The sequence below is a fragment of the Streptomyces sp. NPDC043680 genome, assembly GCF_056436685.1.
On sequence record NZ_JBWKCE010000012.1, the window covers coordinates 43,980 to 67,169 of the forward strand.

A 23,190-nucleotide genomic window follows, 5' to 3' on the forward strand; every position below is an offset into this window, starting at 1 on the left:
GTTCTACCCCCCGGCCGCTGCGCGCGCGGCTGCGTCTTCTTCCCTACTGACGGGGCCGCGCGGCCAGCAGTGTTGAGGAAAACACCGCTTGGAGGCCCACAGTGAAGGTTGTCGCAGCGCAGGGCGGGGCGAAGCACGGCAGCGTTGCCGGCGAGAGCCCCCGTGAGGGTGACGGGGTGTCGTTCGCGCAGCGGAGGCTGTGGTTCCTCGACCAGCTGTCCGGAGGCTCCGCAGAATCCCTGCTGCCGCTGGCCCTGCGCATCCGCGGCGCCCTCGACGTCCCGGCCCTCGAACGGTCGCTGAGCGGCGTCGTCGACCGGCACGAGGTGCTGCGCACCCGGTTCACCGCCGTCGACGGGGAACCGGTACCGCAGGTGGACGCGCCGGGCCGCACCGTGCTGGAGCGGGTGGAGGCGGCGGACACCGCCGAGCTGTTCGACCGGGAACTGGCGCGCCCCCTCGACCTGGCCCGCGAGCACCCGCTGCGGGCCACCCTCGCCCGCCTCGGGCCCGAGGAGCACGTCCTACTCCTGGTGGTCCACCACATCGCCGTGGACGGCTGGTCCTGGGACGTGCTGCTGCGCGAACTGGCCGCCGGCTACCGCGGCGAGGCGGTGGCGGCGCCCGCGCTCCAGTACACGGACGTGGCCCGCGCCGAGGCCGAGCGGCTGAGCGGCCCGCGCCTGGAGCGGCTGCTGGGCTACTGGCGGGAAAGGCTGGCGGGGGTGCCCCCGCTCGCCCTGCCGGCGGACCGCCCCCGGCCGGCCTTCTGGGACGGCTCCGGGGACGTCGTCCGCTTCGAGCTGCCCGCCGGGCTGGTCGACGAGGTGGACCGGGTGGCCCGCGAGCACCGCGCGACCCGCTACATGGTGCTCCTCACCGTGTACCAGGCCCTGCTGGCGCGCTACTCCGGCCGCTCGGACATCGCCGTCTGCACGACGCTGGCCGACCGGGGGCGGGCGGAGGTGGCCGATGTGATCGGCCCCTTCGTGAACACCATCGTCCTGCGGACCGACCTGTCCGGGGAGCCGAGCTTCGCCGAGCTGCTGGGGCGGGTCCGTGCGGGCGCCCTCGCCGACTTCTCGCACGCCGAGGCGCCCTTCGACCGCGTGGTCGGCGAGGTGGTCACCGAGCGCGACCTCTCCCGCCATCCGCTCGCGCAGGCATCCTTCACCCTGCTCAACACCGTCCCCGCCACGGCGGGCCTGGACGGGCTGGACGTGTCGCTCGTACGGACCCCGCTGACCGGCACGCCGCTGGACGTGTTCCTCGACCTGAGCCTGCGCGCCAACGGCGACATCGCCGCCCGGCTCCAGTACTCCACCGCCCTGTTCGACGCCGACACCATGACCCGCTTCACCGAGGGCTACATGGCCCTGCTGTGCGCCGTGGTGGCCTCCCCCGAGTCCCCGCTGGCCGCACTGGCGCGGCGGATCGAGCCGCTGCCGGGCCGGGAGCGCCGCCGGCTGCTGGAGCTGGCGGGCCCGGCGGGCGAGGTGGTGGCCGCGCCGCCGTTGCGGGTGTCCGGGGAGGCGGGCGCGGTGGCCCTCGTCTGCGGGGACGAGACCCTGTCCTACGGCGAGCTGGACGCCCTCGGCGGCGGCCTGGCAACGGCGCTGCGGGCGGCCGGCGTGGGCTCCGGCACCCCGGTGGGGGTGTGCATGCGGCGCGGGGTGCGGTCGGTGGCCGCGATGACCGCGATCTGGCGGGCGGGCGGGGTGTACGTACCGCTGGACCCGTCCCTGCCCGAGGAGCGCCTGCGCTTCATGGCGGCCGAGGCGGGGCTGCACTGCATCCTCGCCGACGCGGCGACCGGCGAGCGGGCCGGCGGGCTCGGCCCGGCGGTGCTGCCCGTGGAGGGCGTCCGGCCCGAGCCGGACGCGCCGCACCACACGCCGGATCCCCGGGACCTGGCGTACGTCATCTTCACCTCGGGCTCGACCGGGCACCCCAAGGCCGTCGGCATCGAGCACGGCGCGATCGCCGCCCATGTGGCCGCGGCCCGGGCCGAGTTCGGCATCACCGCCGCGGACCGGGTGCTCGCCTTCTCCTCCTTCTCCTTCGACGCCTCCCTGGACCAGCTGCTGACCGCGCTCGGCTGCGGGGCCACCCTGGTCGTGCGGCCGGACGAGCAGTGGCTGCCCTCGCAGATCCCCTCGGTGGTGGAGCGGCACGGGATCACGGTGCTGAACCTGCCGCCCACCTACTGGGCCCAGCTGGCCCTCTCCCTCACCGACGCCACCGCGCGGGCACTGGCGCCGCTGCGGCTGCTGATCCTCGGCGGGGAGTCCGTCCCGGCGGGGGCGCTGGCCGCCTGGCGGTCCGCGGTCCCGGGGGTGCGGGTGGTCAATGCGTACGGTCCGACCGAGACCACCGTCACCGCCGCCACCCACGACATCCCGGCGGACGGCGATCCGGGCCGGGTCCCCATCGGGCGGCCGCTGGGCGGGCGCCGGACGTACGTGGTCGACTCCCGCGACGAGCTCGTCCCCGTGGGCGAGCCGGGTGAACTCCTCATCGGCGGCCCGGAGCTGGCCCGCGGCTACCTGGGGCAGCCCGCCCTGACGGCCGCCCGCTTCGTCCCCGACCCCTACGCGCAGGACGGCGGCCGGCTCTACCGCACGGGCGACGTGGTACGCCGACTGCCCTCCGGGGAGCTGGAGTTCCTCGGCCGGACCGACGACCAGGTCAAGATCCGCGGCTTCCGCATCGAGCTCGGCGAGGTCGAGGCCGTCCTGCGGGAGTGCCCCGGGGTCGTGGCGGCCGCGGTGGCCGTCGCCGCGGACGCCCAGGGCGGCAGCAGCCTCACGGGCTGCGTGGTGGCCGGCCCCGGCGGCCCGGTCGAACCGGCGGTGCTGCGGGCGTTCTGCGCCGAGCGGCTCCCGCACCACGCCGTCCCGGCGGAATTCGCGCAGCTCCCGGCGCTTCCGGTGAACGCCTCCGGCAAACTCGACCGGTCCGCGCTGCCGGCTGCGCTGCCGGGCCGGGACCGGGCCGCGAGCGGCTCCGAGTTCGTCGCGCCGCGCGATGCGACCGAGCAGGTGGTCGCCGAGATCTGGGCGGAGGTCCTGGGCGTCGACCGGGTCGGCATCGACGACGGGTTCTTCGACCTGGGCGGGCACTCCCTGCTCGCCACCATGGCCGTGTCCCGGATCGCGGAGCGGCTCGGCCGCGAGGTGGAGCTGCGCACCCTGTTCGAGCACCCCCGGATCCGCACGTTCGGCCCGCTCGTGGCCGCGGCCCGGCAGGCGGGCACCGCCACAGTGGTCCCCGTGGACCGCTCGGGTCCGCTGCCGCTGTCGTTCGCCCAGGAGCGGATGTGGTTCCTCGACCGGATGTCCGACGCGGGCGACGAGTACGTGCTCTGGTTCTCCTGGCGGTTGCGCGGCGGACTGGACCGGGAGGCCTGGCAGGCCGCCCTCGACGACGTGGTCGAGCGGCACGAGGCGCTGCGGACCGCGCTGACCGAGGTGGACGGCCGCCCGGCGCAGCGGGTGCTGGCGGGCGTGCGCGTACCGCTGCGCTGGCAGCCCGTACCGCCCGCGGCGCCCGGGGAGGACGAGGCCGCGCGACGGGACCGGGTCCGCGGGGAGGCGGTCGCGTACGCCACCGGCCGCTTCGACCTGGCGTGCCCGCCGATGCTGCGGGCCGGGGTGTGGGAGCTGTCCCCGGAGGAGCACGTCGCCGTCATCGCCTTCCACCACGTGGCGACGGACGGCTGGTCCAAGGACGTGATCATCGGCGAGCTGTCCGCCTGCTACGCGGCGCGGCGGTCCGGCGGGCCGGCGCAGCTGCCGCCCGTTCCGGTGCAGTACGGGGACTACGCGGTCTGGCAGCGCGACCGGATGGCGGGCGAGGTGCTGGAGCGGCAGCTGGCGTACTGGGAGCGGACGCTGGCCGGGGTGCCCGTACTGGAGCTGCCCACGGACCGGCCCCGGCCCGCGGGCTGGTCGGGCCGGGGCGGCGCGGTGGAGATCGACCTGCCGCGCGAACTGGAGCCACTCGTCGGCGCGTTGGCGCGCCGGTACGGGGTGACCCGGTTCATGGTGCTGCTCGCGGTGGTGCAGATCGTGCTGGGCCGCTGGTCCGGGCAGCAGGACGTGGCGGTGGGCACCCCGGTCGCCGGGCGCGGCCAGGTGGAGCTGGAGCGCCTGGTCGGCCTGCTGGTGAACACGGTGGTGCTGCGGGCGGACCTGTCCGGCGAGCCGTCCTTCGAGGAGTTCCTGGGCCGGGTGCGGGAGGCGGTGCTCGGGGCCTTCGACCACCAGGAGGTGCCCTTCGAGCGCCTCGTGGAACAGCTGCGGCCGGAGCGGGACCCGTCCCGCAATCCGCTGTTCCAGGTGATGTTCGACGTCCAGGAGAGCGCCACCGGGGGCCCGCGCGTCGAGGGCCTGGAGGTGGAGCACTTCGTCCTGCCGTGGGGTTCGGCCAAGTTCGACCTGACCGCCACCTTCCTGCTGTATCCCGACCGGTTCGCGCTGAACGTGGAGTACGCGAGCGACCTCTTCGACGCCGCCACGGTCACCCGGTTCGCCGGGCACGTCGGCCGGGTGCTGGAGTCGGTGCTCGCGGACCCGGGCCGGGCGCTGACCCGGCTGGACCTCCTGTCCGCCGCGGAGTACGGGGAGCTCACCGCGACGGCGGCCGGCTCGCCGACCGTGTCGGCGGCGGCCCCGTTCACGGTGGAGGGCGAGCCCGACGCGGTGGCGCTGGTCTGCGGGGACGATGTCCTGCGCTACGGCGAACTGGACGGCCTGACCGGCGGGCTGGCCACCGCGCTGCGGGAGGCGGGCGTCCGCCCGGAGCTCCCGGTCGGCGTGTGCCTGCGGCGCGGCATCCCGTCCGTGGCCGTCATGGCGGCGATCTGGCGGGCGGGCGGGGTCTACGTCCCGCTGGACCCCGGGCTCCCGGAGGACCGGCTGCGGTACATGGTCGAACAGGCTGGTGTCCGGTGCCTGGTCACCGACGAATCGACCGCGGCCCTCGCGGACCGCCTCGCGGGGACCGGACGGCCCGGGACCGGAGGCGCCGAGGGCGGCGCCGCGGGACGGATGCCGGTGCTCCACTTCGAGGCCGTGCGACCCGACCCGGACGCCCCCCGCCACACGCCCGGCCCGCGCGAGCTCGCCTGCATCATCTTCACCTCGGGTTCCACCGGCCGCCCCAAGGCGGTCGGGGTCGAGCACCACGCCCTCGGCGCCCATGCCCGGGCCGCCCGCGAGGAGTTCGGCATCACCGCCGAGGACCGCGTGATGAACTTCGCCTCCTTCTCCTTCGACGCCTCCCTGGAGCAGGTCCTGCCGGCGCTGACGGCGGGCGCCGCGGTGGTGGTCCGCCCCGACGTGGTGTGGTCGGTGGAGGAACTCGCCGCGCAGGTCCGCGCCGAGGGCGTGACCGTCATGGAGGTCACCCCGTCGTACTGGGAGGAGATCGCCGCCCGGCTCGACACCGTCGCCGACGACCTCAAGAGCCTGCGCCTCGCGGTGACCGGCGGGGAGACCCTGCCGTCGGCGCCGCTCGCCCGCTGGTTCCGGTACCTGCCGGACGTACCGGTCCAGAACACGTACGGGCCGACGGAGTCGGTCATCTCGGCCACCTCCCACCTGGTCACCGGCCCGGTCGAGGGCCGCGTACCGATCGGCGGGTCCTGGGGCGAGCGCCGGCTGTACGTGGTGGACGCGCACGACGAGCTGGTCCCCGTCGGCGTGCCGGGCGAACTGCTGGTCGGCGGGCCGGAACTGGCCCGCGGCTATCTCGGCCAGGCCGCGCTGACCGCCCAGCGGTTCGTCCCGGACCCGTACGGGGGCACCGGCGGGCGGCTCTACCGCACCGGCGACATCGTGCGCCGCCTGCCCTCGGGTGAACTGGACTTCCTCGGCCGCACCGACCACCAGGTCAAGATCCGCGGCTTCCGCATCGAGCTCGGCGAGATCGAGGCCGTCCTCGAACAGCACCCGGGCGTGCACGGCGCGGCGGTCCTGGTCCGCGAACTGCGCGGGGACCGCACCCTGGTGGGCTACGCGGCCGGCCGCGGGCTCGACGCCGGGGCACTGGCCGAGCACTGCCGGACGCAGCTGCCCGGCTACATGGTCCCGGCCTCCTTCGTGGTGCTCGACGCGCTGCCGCGGACCGTGCAGGGCAAGCTCGACACCGCCGCCCTGCCCGACCCCGAAATGCCCGCGCCCGCCGTGTTCACGGCGCCGCGCACGCCGACCGAGGTGGTGACGGCCCAGATCTGGGCGGAGGTGCTCGGTCTGACCGAGGTCGGGGTGCACCAGGACTTCTTCGCCCTGGGCGGGCATTCCCTGCGCGCCGTGGCCGCCGCGTCCCGCCTGCGCACGGCCTTCGATTGCCCGGTCCAGGTGCGCGACCTGTTCGACCACCCGACGGTCGAACTGCTGGCCGCCGAGGTGGAGCGCCGGCTCGTCGAGCAGATCTTGGCGATGAGCGACGACGAGATCGACCTGTCCCTGACCTCCGACTTCTGATCGCCCGACGCCCCAGCCCGAGATTGGACGGAACTTCCCATGACCACTTCACAGGTCGAGTCCTCCCCCACGTCCGGCGGTCTCTCCCCCGCCGCCCGCCGCCTCCTGGAGCAGCGCCTGCGCGGCAAGGCCTCCGCCGCGCCCGCCGGCATCCCGCGCCTGGACCCGCGCCCCGAGCAGGCTCCGCTGTCGGCCGCGCAGCAGCGCCTGTACTTCCTCGACCAGCTCGACCCGGGCAGCACCGAGTACCTGATGCCCGCGGCCTGGCGGTTCACCGGCCCGGTCGACGTGGCCGCGCTCGACGCGGCGGTCGCCGACCTGGTCGCCCGGCACGAGCAGCTGCGGGTCGTCTTCCCCGACGAGGAGGGCGTCCCCTTCCAGCGGGTGCTCTCCGCCGAGGGAGCGGGCCTGGACCTGGTCGAGCTGTCCGCCGCCGTCCGGGAGGGCGGTGACGCGGCCGTGGCGGCGGCCGTGCGGGAGCGGGCGCTGCGCCCCTTCGACCTGGCGGCCGAGCCCGCGTTCCGGGCCACGCTGCTGCGCATCGCCGAGGACGACCACGTCCTGGTGCTCGCCATGCACCACATCGTCTCGGACGGCTGGTCGCTGGACATCCTGGTGCGGGACCTGCGGGAGCTGTACGAGGCAAGAGCGCAGGGAGGCCCGCCGCCGGCCGGCCCGGCGCCGATCTCGTACACCGACTACGCGATCTGGCAGCGCGGCACCGACGAGAGCGCCGACCTCGCCTACTGGCGCAGCACCCTGGCCGGGCTGGCCCCGTTGGACCTGCCCACCGACCACGTGCGTCCGGCCACCCGCTCCTACGCCGCGGCCGTGCACACCGTCGAGCTGCCCGCGCAGCTGACCGAGGCGCTGGCCGAGGTGGGCCGGCGCGCCGACACGACCTCGTACATGACCGTGATGGCGGCCTTCCAGGCGGCGCTGGCCTTCCACAGCGGCCAGGACGACATCGCGATCGGCACCGTGGTCGCCAACCGGGAGCAGCCGGAGACCGAGCAGCTCGTCGGGTTCTTCGTCAACACCCTGGTCATCCGCACCGACCTGTCGGGCGATCCCACCTCGGCGCAGCTGCTCGCCCGGACCCGGGAGAGCGTGCTGGGCGCCCTCTCACACCAGGGCCTGCCCTTCGAGCGGGTCGTCGACGAGCTCAGCCCCGACCGGGACCTGTCGCGCAATCCGCTGTTCCAGGTGCTGTTCTCGCACACCGCCGACCGGCAGGACGGCCCGTACACGCTCGGCGCGGCGAGCGGCACGGCGGTGCCCATCGACCTGACCACCGCGAAGTTCGACCTGACGCTGGACGTCGCCGAGGACGCGCAGGCGCGGCGGGTGCGGCTGCGGTTCGTGTACCGGCCGGACCTGTTCGCCGAGGAGTCGGTGGCGCGGCTGGCGGCGCACACCGTGGCCGTGCTGGAGGCCTTCACCGCGGCCCCGAGCGTGCCGCTGAGCGAGATGGCCCTGCTGACGGAGCCGGAGATCGCCGAGCTGCTGGGTCCCGACGGCCCCGCGGCCCGCACCCCGGCCGGTGGCCTCCCCGAGGTCGCGCCCCGTCTGGCTCCGGCGCGGGTGGCCGAGCAGATCCGGCGGACGCCGGGGGCCGTGGCCGTCAGCGGCGGCGGTCGCAGCCTGACGTACGCCGAACTCGACACCGCCTCGCGGGCCTTGGCGCGGCGGCTGCGGGCGGCGGGGATCGGGCGGGAGTCCCTGGTGGGGGTGTGCCTGGGCCGGACGGTCGATCTGGCCGTGGCCCTGCTCGGGGTGTGGCGGGCCGGCGCGGCGTACCTGCCGCTGGACCCGTCCCACCCGCGGGCGCGCCGCGCGTTCACGGTCACCGACGCCGGGGTGGAGTGGGTGGTCGCGGACGCGGACGGACGCGCGGCGGTGGAGGGGCTGCCGGTGGGGGTGATCCCGCTGGAGGACCCCCGGGGACAGGTCGCGGCGGAGGAGGACGGGGAGGACGGCCCGGCCGAGGTCCTCCCGACGGCCGACAGCCTCGCGTACGTCATCTACACCTCCGGTTCGACCGGGCAGCCGAAGGGCGTGGAGATCACCCACGCGAACGCCGCATGGCTGTTCGACGCCGCGGACCGGCACTTCGCCTTCCGCCCGGACGACGTGTGGACCCTGGTGCACTCCCCCGCCTTCGACTTCTCCGTGTGGGAGCTGTGGGGGCCGCTGACCAGCGGAGGCAGGGTGGTGGTGCTGACCGGGGACGAGGTCCGCGACCCGGCCGCGGTGCACGCCGTCCTGCGCCGGGAGGGCGTCACCGTACTGAACCAGACGCCCGCCGCGTTCAAGGGGCTGCGCGCCCACATGGCGCAGCAGGGCGAGGTGTTCGCCGACCTCCCGCTGCGCACCGTCGTCTTCGGCGGGGACGCCTTCGACGCCCGGGACTACCGGGACTGGTTCGCCGTGCCGGAGGACGAGCGGCCGGCCCTGGTGAACATGTACGGGATCACCGAGACCACCGTGCACGTCACCTACCGGCTGATCACCGAGGAGGACACGCACTCCCCCGTGTACTCGCCGATCGGCCGCCCCCTGCACGGCCAGCACGGGTACGTCCTGGACCGGGCGCGCCGGCTGGTGCCCCGCGGCACGGTGGGCGAGCTGTACGTGGCCGGCGGCGGGGTGGCCCGCGGCTACCGCAACCGGCCCGAACTGTCCGCCGAGCGCTTCCCGGCCGACCCCTTCGGCCCGGACGGGACCCGGATGTACCGCACCGGTGACCTCGTCCGGGTACTGCCCGACGGACAGCTGGCGTACGTGGGGCGTGCCGACCACCAGGTGAAGATCCGCGGCTTCCGCATCGAGCCCGGCGAGATCGAGACCGCTCTGCGGGTCCTGCCGGGGGTTCGGGACGCGGCGGTGGTGGCCCGGCCCGATGCGCACGGCGGGGCCCGGCTCGTCGCCCACGTGGTGCTGACCGAGGGCCGGCCGCTGGACGCGCCGGACCTGCGGGACCGGCTGCGGCTGACCTTGCCCGAGTACATGGTCCCCGCGCTGTTCGTACGCCATGCCAGGCTGCCGATCACCGCGAACGGCAAGGTGGACCGCGCCGCGCTGGTGGCGGTGGCCGCCGAGGGGACGGCCGCCCCGGCCGACTTCACCGCGCCGGCCGGTGCGGCCGAGGAGGCACTGGCCGCCATCTGGGCCGAGGTGCTGGGCACCGAACGGGTCAGCAGCACGGCGAACTTCTTCGACCTGGGCGGCGACTCCATCCTGGCCCTGCGGGTGGTCGGGCGGGCCCGCTCGGCGGGCCTCGGGCTGAGCGTGGCCGACCTGTTCCGGGCCCGCACCCTGGCGGACCTGGCCCGGCTGGCGACCGCAGCCGACGACGCGGGGCCGGCACCCGTGGCGCCGTTCTCGCAGCTCGACCCGGCCGACGCGGCCCGGCTGCCGCAGGGGCTGGAGGACGCGTACCCGCTGACCCTGCTGCAGACCGGGATGCTGCACGAGATGCTGGCCGACGAGCGGCGCGGGGCCTACCACAACGTCACCGACCTGAAGATCACCGTGCCGGAGGGCTTCGACCTCTCCGCCTTCCAGGCGGCGGTGGAGACCGCCGTGCGCAGCCAGGACATCCTGCGGACCTCCATCGACCTCGTCTCTTACGGCGAGCCGCTGCAGCTGGTGCACCGCACCGCCGAACTCCCGGTCGGCTTCAGCGACCTGCGGGCCCTGGGCCGCGAGGAGCAGCGGGCGGCGGTGAAGGCCTACGTCAAGGAGGAGTTCTCCCGTCGCTTCGACCTGGCCGCCGCGCCGCTGGTGCGCATCCACCTGCACCAGCTCACCGACCACGAGCTGCGGATCACGATCACGGACTGCCATGTGGTCCTGGACGGCTGGAGCCTCACCTCGCTGATCGCGGACCTGCTCGACCTGCACCGCCAGGCGGTGGCCCTCGGGCGCGTGCCGAGCCTGCCCGCGTCCCCCCGGTTCGCCGAATACGTGGCGCTGGAGCGGGCGGCGGCCGAGTCCGAGGAGGGGCTGGCCTTCTGGAGCGGCCGGCTGGCCGAGCTGCGGCCCGTACGGTTCCCCCGGCGCGGCAGCGGCGCCTCCCGCGCCGGCAGTTCGGACATCGTCGAGATCCGCCGCTCCTATGCGGCGCTCGCCGAGCCGATCGGACGCCTCGCCCGGCGCGCCGGCGTACCGCGGCGGACCGTCCTGCTCGCCGCCTTCCACCACACCATGGGCATGTTCGCGGAGCACGACGCCGACCACCCGGCCGCCGGGCACTCGATCGGGCTGGTCACCAACGGCCGTCCGGAGCTGCCGGGCGCCGACCGGATGCGCGGGCTGTTCCTCAACAGCGTGCCGTTCGGCATCGGCAGGCCCGGCCCGGGGCAGAGCTGGCTGGACCTGCTGCGCACCGTCTTCGCGGCCGAGCAGGAGCTGATGCCGCACCGCAGGGTGCCGCTCGCGCGGATCGGCCGGCTGCGGCCGAACGAGCCCGGCCTGGTCGACGTCCTCTTCAACTACATCAACTTCCACCGGCTCTCCGGCGACAGCTGGGACGAGTCCGAGGAAATCGCGCAGACCATGTTCCCCCTCAACATCAACGTGAGCGTGGAGGGGTTCAGCGTCGACGTCGACACCACCCGGGTGGACCCGGCCGCCGCCGAGCAGCTCTCCGACGTGGTGTGCGGGCTGCTGGCGACGATGGTCGCCGACCCCGAGGGGCCGGCCACGGCTCCGCGGCTGGCGGAGGATGCGCGCCGGCGCGCCCTGGTGGACTGGGCGCGCGGCCCGGTCGTGGAGAACCCGCCGCAGCTCTTCCACGAGTGGATCGGCGAGCACGCCCGGCGCACCCCGGACGCGGTGGCCGTCGCCCACGGCACGAGCGAGCTGACGTACGCCGAACTGGACGCCTCGGCCGGGGCCTTGGCCGCCCGGCTGCGGGAACTCGGCGTGGGGCCCGAGGTGATCGTCGGGATCTGCGCGGACCGGGGCCCGGACATGGTGCGGGCGGTGGTCGCCGTGCTCAAGGCGGGCGGCGCGTTCCTCCCGCTCGATCCGCAGCACCCCGCCGAGCGCCTCGCCTTCGTGGCCGGGGACAGCGGGATGCGGGTGCTGCTCACGCAGTCCGCGCTGGCGGGCAAGGTCCCGTTCGACGGGGAGACGGTGCTGCTGGACGCCCCGCTCGGGCAGCCCGTGCGGCGGTCGCCCGACGCCGGGACCGCCGCCGGCAACACCGCGTACGTCCTGTACACCTCCGGGTCGACCGGCAGGCCCAAGGGCGCCGCGGTGCCGCACCGCGGGCTCACGAACCTGATCCACGGCCAGCGGGACGTGTGCCGGCCCACCGGGGACGACCGGGTGCTGCAGTTCGCCTCGTTCAGCTTCGACGTGTTCGTCAGCGAGCTGACCTGGGCCCTCGCCAACGGGGCGCGGCTGGTCACGGCGCCCAAGGAGGCGCTGCTGCCCGGCCCCGACCTGGCGGCCACCATCAACGCCCACGGGATCACCGCCGCCGCCCTGCCGCCGAGCTCGCTCGCGGTGCTGGCGGAGGAGCACGACGAACTGCCCACGCTGCGCACCATCGTGACCGGCGGCGAAGCGCCCACGGCCGAGATGGCCGACGTGTGGTCCCGCGGCCGGCGCTTCGTCAACTCCTACGGCCTGACCGAGACCTCCGTGTGGTCCTGCGGCGAGATCTGCCGGGTGGGCGGCGGCCTGCCGCCGATCGGGCCGCCGATCCGCAACACCCAGGTGTACGTGCTCGACGACGCCCTCCAGCCGGCGCCCGTCGGGGTGCCCGGCGAGATATGCCTGGGCGGCGACGCCGTCGGCCTGTACTACCTGAACCGGCCCGAACTCACCGCCACCACGTTCGTGCCCGACCCGTACGGCGAACCCGGCGGGCGGCTGTTCCGCACCGGCGACCTCGGCCGCTACCACGCCGACGGCAGCATCGAGTGCCTCGGCCGCCGGGACACCCAGGTCAAGCTGCGCGGCTTCCGCATCGAGCTGGGCGAGCTGGAGCACGCGCTGCGGGAGCTGCCCGCGGTGCACAAGGCGGTCGTCCTGCTCCGCCGCGACCTGCCGGGCGACCCGGCGCTGGTCGCGTACGTGGTGCCCGCGCCCGGCGCCGCCCCGGACGCGGAGGCCTTGAGGCTGGAGCTGCGCTCCCGGCTGCCCCAGTACATGGTGCCCGCCCGGTTCGTGTTCCTCGACGAACTGCCGCTGAACACCAGCCGGAAGGTGGACCGGGGCGCGCTGCCGCTCCCGCAGGAGCGCTCCGACCTCGACACCGCCTACGTAGCGCCGCGCACGCCGGCCGAGGAGGCGCTGGCCGAGGTGTGGCGTGCGGTGCTGGGCCTGCCGCGGGTCGGCGTCCACGACGACTTCTTCCGCATCGGCGGCAGCTCCCTGTCGACGGTCCGGGTGGCCGCCCGGGCCGCGGCCCGGGGCCTGCCGGTCTCGGTCCGAGACCTGATCGAGGCCCCGACCATCGCCCAGCTCGCCGCCCGGGCCGGGCGGTCGGCGGACGCGGCGCAGGACGTCAGGTCCGAGGTCCGGCTACGGGAGGGCGAGGGCGACCCGATGTGGTGCGTCCACCCCACCGGCGGCAGCGCGGCCTGGTACGTCGGGCTCGCCCGGGCCCTGCCGGCCGGGGTGCCGGTACGGGCCTTCCAGGCCCGGGGGCTGCTCGGCGGGGTCGACCCGACCACGGTGGCGGGCATCGCGGCCAACTACGCCGCGGAGATCACCGAGCACGGGCGGACCGGCCCGCACGACCTGTTCGGCTGGTCGATGGGCGCCAACCTGGCCATGGAGATGGCGACCCAGCTGCACGAGGCGGGCCACACCGTGGCGCCGCTGACGCTGATCGAGCCGTACCTGCCCTGCCCCGCCTCCCGGGAGCGGCTCGCCGCCGTCGGCCGGGACATGGAGGAGGGGCTGCGGCTGCGCGACCGGGTGCGCGCCCTGGCGCCGTCGGCCGAGCGGGAGGCGGCGACCGCCGAGCTCACCGCGCTGCTGCTCGGCGCGGGCATGGGCGCGGACGAGGCGGCCATGGTGGAGAACGCCCCGATCGAGGTGTGGCACTCGCTGCTCACCGCCCTGGCCGGCTACGAGCTGCGGCCCTACCCCGGCCACGTCCACCTCGTGGTGGGCAGCGCTGCCGCCGGCCTCCCCGACGGCGAGCCGATGCCCGGACTGGACGTGGGCTTCCGGGAGTACGTCGAACGCTGGCGCGGGCTGGCCCTGGGCGGGCTCACCGTCCACGTGACCGAGGGAGACCACATGTCGCTGATGTCCGAACCCCTGATCGGCACCACCGCGGCCCTGCTGCACTCGATCCGGACGGAGGCCCGGCGATGACGACCCTGACGACGATGACGCAGACGACTGCGACCGCGGAAGCGGCGGCGGCGACTGCGACGGCGGCACCCGCCTCCGCGCCGGCCGGCTTCACCGAGCGGTACCTGCTCGACCCCGCCGTCAACGCGGACCCGTACCCGTACCTCAACTCCCTGCGCGACCACGATCCGGTGTACTGGAGCGCCATGCACCGCGCCTGGCTGGTGACGGGCCATGCCCAGCTGATGCACTGCCTGCGCGACCCGGCGGTCTCCGCCGAGCGGGTGCGCCCGCTGATGGACGCCGTACCGGAGGGTGCCCGAGAGGACGCCGAGCGGGCCTTCGCCATCCTGTCCCGCTGGATGGTGTTCAACGACCCGCCGCAGCACCGGCGGCTGCGCCAGGTGTTCCAGGAGCAGTTCGCGGCCCGCTCGATCGGCCGCTACCGCACCTTCGTGGAACGCGCCACCCGCGCCATGCTCGCCCGGCGCGCGGTTCCCGGCCGGACCGGCGACCTGGTCGCGGACATCGCCCGGCCGCTGCCCGCCCTGGTCTTCGCCCGCTGGCTGGGCGTACCCCAGGCGCACGGGCCCTCCTTCTGGTACTGGAACGCCCGGGTGGGCGACCTGGTGCTGGGCGCCGCCCAGGAGGAGCGCGAGTACCGCACCTCGCTCCAGTCCCTGGTCAACTTGGACGACTACCTCGCCGGCCTGGTCCGCGAACGCCGCGCCGACCCCAAGGACGACCTGATCAGCGCCGTGCTCGCGGGCGGCCAGATCGGCACGTCGGTGAGTGAGGAGGAGTTCGTCGGGATGCTGACCCAGATGGCCTTCGCCGGCGGCGAGACCACCAGCAACCTCATCGTCAACACCGTGCTGGCCCTGCTGCGCCATCCGCAGGAGCTGGCGGCCGTACGGGAGGACCCGGCGCGGGTGTCGATGGCGGTGGAGGAGGCGCTGCGCCACGACGGCCCGTCGAAGATGTCGATCCGCACGGCCGCCCGGGACTTCGACCTCGACGGCCACCCGGTGCGCTCCGGCGACCGGATGTTCCTGGTCACCGCGGCCGCCAACCGGGACCCCGAGCGCTTCGCCGATCCCGACCGGTTCAGCGTGCTGCGCGGCAGCGCCTCCCACCTGGGCTTCGGCTTCGGGGCGCACTTCTGCATCGGGGCGGCGCTGGCCCGGCTGGTCGCGGGGGCGGTGGTCGACGTGCTGGTGCGCGAGTACCCGGACCTGGAACTGCTCGAACAGCAGCTCACCTGGCAGCCTTCGCTGCTCAACCGCGCGCTGACCGCCCTGCCCGTCCGCTACTGAAAGGCCCCTCTCATGGCTACCACCTTGGCGGGCGCGGGATCACGGCTGCGCGCCCCCGCCCGGCTGCCGTCCTTCCGCCTGCTGTGGCTCGGGCAGTCCCTGTCCCTGCTCGGCGACGGGTTCAGCTACATCGCGTTCGCGTGGATCACGCTGGGCCTGACCGGGTCCACCCTGGCGCTGGGCTACGTCCTCGCCTTCCAGGCGGTCCCACGGGCCCTGCTGACCCTGGTCGGCGGCTCCCTGAGCGACACCTGGTCCCCGCGGGCGCTGATGAAGTTCTCCAGCTGGGCCCGGGCCGCCCTGATGACGGCGGTCGGGCTGGCCGGCACGACCGGTTCCCTGACGCTCTGGATGCTGTGCTGCGCCGCCGCCGCCTTCGGCGCCGTCGACGCGTTCTTCCAGCCCGCGCGGGCGTCGATCCTGCCGTCGGTGGTCGACGAGGAGCTGCTGGCGCCGGCCAACGCCCTGCTCGCGGTCGGCACCAAGGTGGCCGCGGTGCTGGGGCCGGCCGTCGGCGGCATGGTGGTGGCGTTCAGCGACGCGCCCGTCGCCTTCCTCGTCGACGGGGTGTGTTTCGCGCTCTGCGGACTGTGCATCGCGGGGATACGGCCCCCGGCGCGGCCCGCACCGGATCCGGAACCGGGGGACGCGAAGGCGGCGGAGCCCGCTGCGGCGCCCCCGGCGCCCGCCCCGCTGACGGCCCGGATGCGGGAGGGGCTGCGCTACGCCCTGGAGGACCCGCGGATCCGCACGATCCTGGTCGTGGACGCGGCGGTGACCTTCTGCCAGTCGGGCCCGTTCACCGTCGGCTTCGCCACCCTGGCCAAGATCGACCTGCACGGCGGTTCCACCACCCTGGGCCTGCTCAACGGCGCCCTGGCGGGCGGGGCGATGCTGGGCACGCTCGTCGGCGGGTCACTGGCCGGCCGCCCCCGGGTGGGCCTGCTGATCGCCGCGCTGGCCGGCTGGCTGGCGGTCGGCACGGCGCTGCTGGGCCTCGTCGGCAACACGGCGGCGGCGCTCGCCACGGTCCTGGCGATGGGCTTCGGCATGGGCTTCCAAGGGGTCTTCGGGATGAGCTGGATCCAGCGCAACATCCCGGGCTCCGTGCTGAGTCGCGTCATCGCGGTGGACATGGTCATCGGCTACGGGGTGGCGCCGCTCTCGCTGATCGCCTGCGGGGCCCTGGCCCACTCGGGCAGCGCCCCGATGTTCACCCTCTCCGCCGTGATCCTCTCGGTGACGGCCCTCGGGATCCTGGCCTCGAAGACGGTCCGCGGGATGCGCTGACCGGACGGCCGCAGCGCCGCCCCGCCCCCGGCGGGGCGGCGCCCGGTATCAGGCGGGGCGGCGCCCGGTATCAGGACTCCAGGGACGCCGACAGCTCGCACAGCGCCGCCCGGTTGGCACGGCCCGTCTTCGTGCCGAGTGCGGCGATGTGCTTCTCGACCGTACGCGGCGAGATGTAGAGCCGGTCGGCGATGTCCTTGTTGCCGAGCCGCTCGGCGAGCAGCTGGAACACCTCGTACTCGCGGACGGTGACGCCCTGGGAGCGCAGTACCTCCGGGATCCGGCTCGAACCGGTGCGGCGCTGGTGGACCGGGGCGCCCATCCGGCGCAGCCCGGCCCGGCAGGCGCCGGCGACATAGGCCACCCCGCCCTGGTGGAAGTGCTGTTCGGCGCGGCGCAGCCAGGCCACCGGCTCGCCCCAGCCGTCCTCGAACGCCGCGTCCGCGATCAGCCGCAGGCCCAGGTGCAGGGCGGTTGCGTACGGCTCGGCGGCGTGCAGGGCCTCGGCGACGCAGGCGGCCGCCTCCTCGGGGCGGCCCTCGCGGCCGTGCACCACGGCGCCGGCGAAGTGGACGAACTGCCGGTTCCAGCGCATGCGCCCGGGGGCGGTGGCGGCGATCTCCTCGTATGCGGGGCGCCCGGCGGCGCCGGCGAGCACGTCCAGGAGCAGGCCGATGCCGTAGCGGCCGCTGAGGTAGTAGGTGCTGGGGTTGGTGCTCTCCAGTTCGGCCACGGCGCGCAGTTCGCGTACCGCGCCGGGCCGGTCCTCCTCCATGAGCGCGCAGAAGGCCCGGGCGAGGCCGCGGGTGAGCGGCTCCTCCTGGGATCCGGCCCCGTCCCACTCGGCGAAGGCGGCCAGCGCCCGGTCCATGGCCGCGCGCTCCCCGCGGTGGGCCGCCAGGCTGGCCTGGGCCATCAGGACGTACCGGGTCGCGGGGGCCAGCCGCAGCCGCTGTACGACGGCCAGGCACTCCTCGGCGCACCGCTCGGCGGTGGCGAAGTCGCCGCGCAGGACGGCGTCCAGGATCATGATGCCGTCGATGGTGTGGACGATGGTGGCCGAGCCGAGCCGCAGGGCCTCGGCGCGGGCGTGCAGCAGCGGGGCGGTGTTGCCTTCGGTGAGCCAGTTGTTGCCGCCGATGCGGGTGAGCGCGTACATCCGCTGGAGCGGGAGCTGGTGCTGTTCGGCGGTGTGGAGGGCCGATTCCAGCAGGGCGGTGGCCTCGTCGAAGTCGCGTTCGCGGGCGAGGGTGGCCAGGAGTTCCCAGGCCTGGCAGACGACCGTGGCCAGGCCGTGCCGCTCGGCGGCGAGGAGGCCGGAGTAGGCGAGTTTCTCGGCCAGTTGGGTGCGGTCCGGGCCGGGGGTGTCGAGGGCGAGGTAGGCGGCCGTCACGTCGATGGAGGCGGTGCTGCGCTCGTCGGGGTTACCGCCCAGGAGTGCTCTGGCCTGGGCTATCTGTCTATTGCCGTCCTCCCAGCGGCCGGCGGTGTGGGCCACCTTGGCCAGGCGGGTGTGCAGGGCGGCGAGCCGGGTGGCGCCGAGCCCGCTGCCGACGAGGGTGTGCATGTTCTCGGCGAAGCTGAAGGCCCGTGCGAAGTCACCCGCCTCGGCGAGTGCGGGCAGCAGCGCCTCCAGGGCGACGGTGCGGCCGGCGGCGTCCTGGCTGCCCGCCAGCAGCCGTTCGGCGCGGCTGAGCAGGGTGACCGCCGAGCCGATCGCGCCGGCCGACAGCGCCCGCAGTCCGGCGTCCGTGAACAGGGTGCCGGCCTCGGCGTCGTCGCCCGCCTGGGCGCGCAGCTCCGCGACCAGGGGGCACCAGTCGCCCTCCAGGTCCGGGTAGAGCGCCTGGACCGCGTCGGCGGCCTGCCCCGACATCGCGGCCCGGTTGGCCGGGGTGAGCTGGGTCAGCAGCGCCTCGGCGGTGAGGGAGTGCCGGAAGGCGTACCAGTCGGGCGCGGGCTCGTCGGGGACGACGAGCTGGGCGGCGACGCCCGCGTGCAGGTGGCTGAGCAGGCCGCGGTCGTCGATGCCGGTCATCCGCTGGAGCACGGTCAGGGGGAAGCGCCGCCCGATCACGGCGGCCGCGGACAGCAGGGTCAGCCCCTGGGGCCCCAGCCGGTCGATGCGCCGCAGGATGCCGCGGGCCAGGGCGGTGGACACGTCGCTGCGCAGGTCGCCGACGACCCGCCAGCCGTCCTCGGAGCGGACGAGGGCGCCGCTGCCGATCATGCCCTGGAGGAGCTCCTCGACGAGGAAGGGGCTGCCCGCGCTGTCGTCCCACAGCCGTTCCAGGGCCTCGGCGGGGACCAGTTCGGGTTCGGTGTCCAGCTGGGCGGCGATGAGGCCGCAGACCTCGGTGCGGGTGAGCGGGGCGAGTTCCAGTACGGTCCCCACGCCGCGCCGGCGGGCCGAGTCGGCCATGTCGAGCGCGTCGCAGGGCTCCGTACGGATGGTGGCCAGGAGCACCACGTTGGTGTACTCCAGGTTGTCCACCAGGTACTCCACGACCGCGAGGGTCTCGGGGTCGGCGTCGTGCAGGTCCTCCAGCAGGAGCAGCTGGCCGTGCTCCTTTCCGGTGGCGATGAGCAGCCGCAGCACGGCCTCGCCGAGGATCACCATGGAGCTGTTGTTCTGGGCGTCGCTGCTCCAGTCGGGGATGATCCTGCCCAGCGCCGGCCGGTAGGGCCCCAGCGGCAGGTCGTCCAGCGGTTCGCCGCTCCGGAAGAGCGACATGAGTGCTTCGGTGAGTGGCCGGAACGGCACGGTGGGGCCGGTGGTGCTGCTCCGGCCCCGCAGTGCGCGCATGCCCGTGCCGAAGGCCATGCCGACGGCTTCGGCGGCGAGCCGGGACTTGCCGATCCCGGCTTCGCCGACCAGGAAGACGACCCTGCCGCGTCCTTCGCCCGCGTCGGTCAAGGCCTGCTGGATGTCCCGCAGTTGCGAGTCACGACCGACGATGTACCGCGAACGGGAACGCATGAGCGCAATCTAGTTCATGCGTACGGGGCTCCGTGCGGCGAAAGTTGGCCTTTTCCGATGCCTTGCGAACAGGACGCGGGAGGGGACGGCCGCCCCGGCTACCAGGAGACGTTGGGGGCCGAGACGCTGGTGTCGATCGTGCTCAGGGTGATCACGATGCCGCTGGTGAGGACCACACCGGCCAGAGCACGGGCCCGGGCGCACGCCTTGTTCCGTCCCGACAGGGTGATCCCGCCGGCCGGGTCCTCGACCCGCGTCCCGGCCTCGATCGCCTCGGCGGCCGTCACGGACTGGGCGTTGACCTGGGTCTTCTGCATGGTGGTGAGTACCTTTCTCGATACCTGATGGGAGTGGTGCTCGGTGCAGTGGTACGTGGTGCCGTGACGCTGGTCAGCAGGTGGTGCGGGACGGGCCGCCCGCTACCGCGGGGCGGCGTGGTCGAGCAGCAGGACGGAGGGGACCGCCTCCGGGAAGCCCAGCCGGAGCAGGGCGTACCCGATGCCGGAGAGGCCGGTGAGGAGGCCCGGGGACGGGACGTGGTCGGGGGTGCCGCAGCGGCGGCCGTGGTCGTCGAGCCGGCCGAGCACCTCTCCGGTGCGGCGCACCAGCGCGGACCGGGCGGCGTCGTGGCCCTGTCCGGCGAGGACGCCGAGCAGTTCCAGGGAGCCGAACGCGCCGTGCCGCAGGCTCAGGTCGGGGCATTCGGCGGGCGCGGCGTCCAGCAGCGTGACGCACCGGTCGATTTCGGCCGCCGGGAGCGGGCCTGCGGCGCCGAGCAGGCCGGGGCCGAGGCCCTCGGCGGCGGACAGCGCGTCGGCGGCGGCCAGGGCGGTGCCCGCCAGGCCCGAATGCCAGCCGAGGTCGGCCGGGCCGGGCCGGCCGGCCCGGCGCAGGGACGCGTCCAGCGCCCGCCGCAGCAGCGCGGCTCCGGCGCGGGCGTGGGGGGCCGTGGCCGGGGCGGCAACCGAAGGCTGCCCGGACGGCCGGGCGGACGGCTGGGCGGACGGCTCCTGGGCCGCGGCGTAGCGCAGCAGGGCCCAGCCGATGCCCGCGTCGCCGTGGGCGAAGCCGGGGGCGCCGGGGCGCTGCCGGCCCGCCCGGACGAGCAGCCGGTCGGCGAGCCGTCGGGCCGCTCCCGCCACGGCGGGGTGCCCGTACGTCCGCTGCACCGCGACGGTGGCGGCGAGGGCCCCGGCGAGGCCGTCGGCGAGGTCGACAGAACCCTCGGGGTCGGCCTCGACGGCGAGTTCCAGGGCGGCGAGGGCGGCGGGCAGGCAGGCGGCGAGGCCGCTGCTGTCGCCGTCGCCGTCGCCGGAGTGGTCGAGGAGGGCGGCCAGCCGGGCCGCGGCGTAGAGGATGCCGCCGAGTCCGTGCAGGGCGCCGGGGCCCGCGGCGGCGCTCAGCGCCGGGTCCGCGGCCATCGCGGACAGCAGCCCGGGCAACGGGCGTACGGCCTGCCGGGCCAGCGTGGTGTACCGGTCGGCGCCGGTCAGGGCGCCGAGCTGGGCGAGGAACAGCGCGACCCCGCAGTAGCCCTGGGCGAGGCCGCCGCCCATCGGCAGGACGGCCCAGTGCTCGGCGGCCACCTCCTCCAGGCCCAGCCAGTTGACGCGCCCGTCGCCGTGGACGGCGCGGGCCGCGATCTCGTCGGCGATGCCGCAGGCCGCGGCGAGCAGCCGGGAGGGCTCGGGTACGACGGCCGGTGCCACCCTTCCGGTCAGGGCCGAACGCGGCCCGTCCACACTGAGGTTGGCGCCGGTGACGGCGAGCGTCGCCGAGATCACCCACTCCTGGTCGTGGCGGTCCACCTCGCCCATGGCGGCGATCTTCTCGCGGGCGGCGCGCAGGCTCGGTGCGGGCAGCACCCCGTCGAGGAAGGTGCCCCGGGAGGTCTCCAGCGAGGTGTGCGCGGGGTGGTGGAAGAAGAGCGGCACGTCCCCGCACCACAGATCGGCGATCTCGTCCTCGATCAGGCGCTGCCGGGCCGGGTCGTGCTCGGACTCCGCCCAGAGCACGGCGAGTACCGCGTCCCGGGTCAGCGCGTCGTGCAGCACGTCGGGGTGGGTGGACTCGTCCAGCAGGGTCGTGTAGAGGCGCGTGGAGCGGGCGATCAGCCGCCCGGGGCTGGTGGCCCAGCGGGCCAGCAGGCCCGGCTCGGTCCCGTCGCCGAGGAGTTCGGTGCGGTGCGCGGTGATCGCGTCGTACCCGGCGCGGAAGCCTTCGAGCAGCGCGGCGCGGTGGTCGGCGTGGCCGGCCGCCCTGTGCTGCGGCAGCGGCCGGTTCTGGCCGGCCGGGCTGGCGATGCGCCCGCGCAGCAGCCGCATCTCGTCTGTCCCGGCGGCCTCCCAGCGCAGCCCGTCGCTCGGGTAGGAGCCGCCGTCGGGGCCGCCGAGGGCCGAGATGTCCATGGCGCCGTTCTCGCCGATCAGCAGGCTCGGCAGCAGGCAGGTGCGGTACACCGAGGCCGCCAGGGCCTCGGCCGCCGGGTCGGAACCGCAGGTCACGGCGGCGGGCAGACCGGCGTGCAGCAGGGTCTCCGCGTCCACCAGGACCGGCTGGTCACCGCAGGCGATGACGTTCTCGTAGTGCATGTCCACGCCGTCGATCGCGTAGAGCAGGGCGAGCAGGGCGCCCTGGCGCCGGTAGAACCGGTCCAGTTCGGTGGGCGACCGGCACCAGCCGTGCTCGATGAACTCCAGCCAGCCGTACCCGTCGCGGCGCAGCGAGCCGGGGGTCCGCAGGCCGAGGCCGGGCACCTTGCCGTTGGCCCAGCCGACCGCCTGGTCCAGCAGGGCGTGCTGGCCGAGGGGGCGCGGCTTGTAGACGACGGTGGCACCGCCGGCGAAGTGCAGCAGGGCGACCGACCGGTTCCGCTGGTGGGCGTCGCCCCGCCCGAGGTCCACCCGGACGAGCGGGCCGGGATCGCTGCCGCCCAGCAGCTCCGTGGTGATCGCCCGGCGGTCGGCGGAGAACCGCTCCAGCAGCTCCACCGCGGCCTCGACCGCGTACCCGCAGGTCTGGCCGAGCATCCGGGCCAGCACCGGGTAGCGGGCGAACAGCCGCTCCAGGCCCGGCCGGCTGCCGATGTGGGCGAGGAAGGCCGCGAACCGCTCCCGGGGGGTCTCCCCCCGCAGCAGGCCGGCCGTGCGGGACCGGTGGAGTTCCTTGACCAGGGTCCGGGCGGCCTGCCGCACCAGCCGGTCGCCGAGCCGCTCCTCGAAGGCCGCCCGCACCGCGGCGAGTTCGGGCCCGGCCGGCTCGGTCCGCGCGGCCACCTCGGCCCAGGCGGACGTGACCAGGGGGCGCAGCGCCGGCAGGAACACCTCGGCACCGCCGGCGCGGTCCTCCGTACGGCCGGGGACGCCGTCCTCGGCACCGTCCTCGGCACGGCCCTGCGCCGGGACTTCCCGCGGCGCCCCGGCCACCACCTCCTCGATGTACCGCGCCCACCGCGGCTTGGTGCTGCGCCCGGCCAGCCGGCCCGGCTCCTCCGCCGCGAGGGCGTACGCCGCCTCCTGTGCGGTCCCGAGACCCGCCAGCCGTGCGGCGAAGCCCTCGGTGTCTCCCAGGGACCACGACGCCGGTCGGGTGTGGGGGGCGTCGGCCGGGACGGGTGCGGGGGCACCCGGGGCGGCGAGCCGCTCCCGCAGGTTCAGGGCCCGGGCCCACCAGGAGTGGGTCAGGCCACCGACCCGGGTCTCTTCGGCGGTGGTGGCGGTGTCAGTCACGAGAAGAAAACTCGCAGAGCGCGGCGTCCCGCACATGGGGGCCGTGCCCCCATATTCCCCGGACC

At 75.2% G+C, this 23,190-nt stretch carries 7 protein-coding genes; 4 read left to right on the top strand and 3 right to left on the bottom strand.

Going from position 1 to position 23,190, the window contains the following annotated elements; genetic code table 11:
• The first annotated feature begins 101 nt into the window (after positions 1-101).
• The 4 genes from AC0666_RS23125 to AC0666_RS23140 are packed head-to-tail and all read left to right on the top strand — an operon-like array spanning position 102 to position 16,417.
• Positions 102-6,488 carry an amino acid adenylation domain-containing protein gene (locus tag AC0666_RS23125; RefSeq protein WP_478708209.1) on the top strand — a complete coding sequence of 2,129 codons (6,387 nt, stop codon included), beginning with the start codon at positions 102-104 and terminating at the stop codon, positions 6,486-6,488.
• Positions 6,489-6,527: 39 nt separating this feature from the next.
• Positions 6,528-13,832 (top strand): amino acid adenylation domain-containing protein, encoded by a 7,305-nt coding sequence (locus AC0666_RS23130; RefSeq protein ID WP_478708210.1) that lies wholly within the window; start codon positions 6,528-6,530, stop codon positions 13,830-13,832.
• A 14-nt stretch (positions 13,833-13,846) separates the two neighbouring features.
• Positions 13,847-15,127, top strand: a complete 1,281-nt coding sequence (locus tag AC0666_RS23135) for a cytochrome P450 (RefSeq protein WP_468971627.1) — start codon at positions 13,847-13,849, stop codon at positions 15,125-15,127.
• 12 nt (positions 15,128-15,139) lie between these two features.
• Entirely contained in the window at positions 15,140-16,417 is a 1,278-nt protein-coding gene (locus AC0666_RS23140; RefSeq protein WP_478708211.1) for an MFS transporter, read from the top strand.
• 70 nt (positions 16,418-16,487) lie between these two features.
• Here the strand turns inward: AC0666_RS23140 and AC0666_RS23145 are convergent, their stop codons facing one another.
• The 3 genes from AC0666_RS23145 to AC0666_RS23155 all read right to left on the bottom strand — a co-directional run bounded on the left by AC0666_RS23145 (position 16,488) and on the right by AC0666_RS23155 (position 23,125).
• The gene (locus tag AC0666_RS23145; RefSeq protein ID WP_478708212.1) at positions 16,488-19,397 is read right to left on the bottom strand and encodes a helix-turn-helix transcriptional regulator; all 2,910 of its coding nucleotides are present in this window, start codon (positions 19,395-19,397) and stop codon (positions 16,488-16,490) included.
• Between the two features lie 98 nt (positions 19,398-19,495).
• Complete coding sequence (locus AC0666_RS23150) at positions 19,496-19,714, bottom strand: hypothetical protein (RefSeq protein ID WP_468971621.1); 219 nt, start codon at positions 19,712-19,714, stop codon at positions 19,496-19,498.
• A gap of 102 nt (positions 19,715-19,816) precedes the next feature.
• A complete protein-coding gene (locus tag AC0666_RS23155) occupies positions 19,817-23,125 on the bottom strand; it encodes a type 2 lanthipeptide synthetase LanM family protein (RefSeq protein WP_478708213.1) in 3,309 nt (1,102 codons plus the stop codon).
• Positions 23,126-23,190 lie beyond the last annotated feature (65 nt).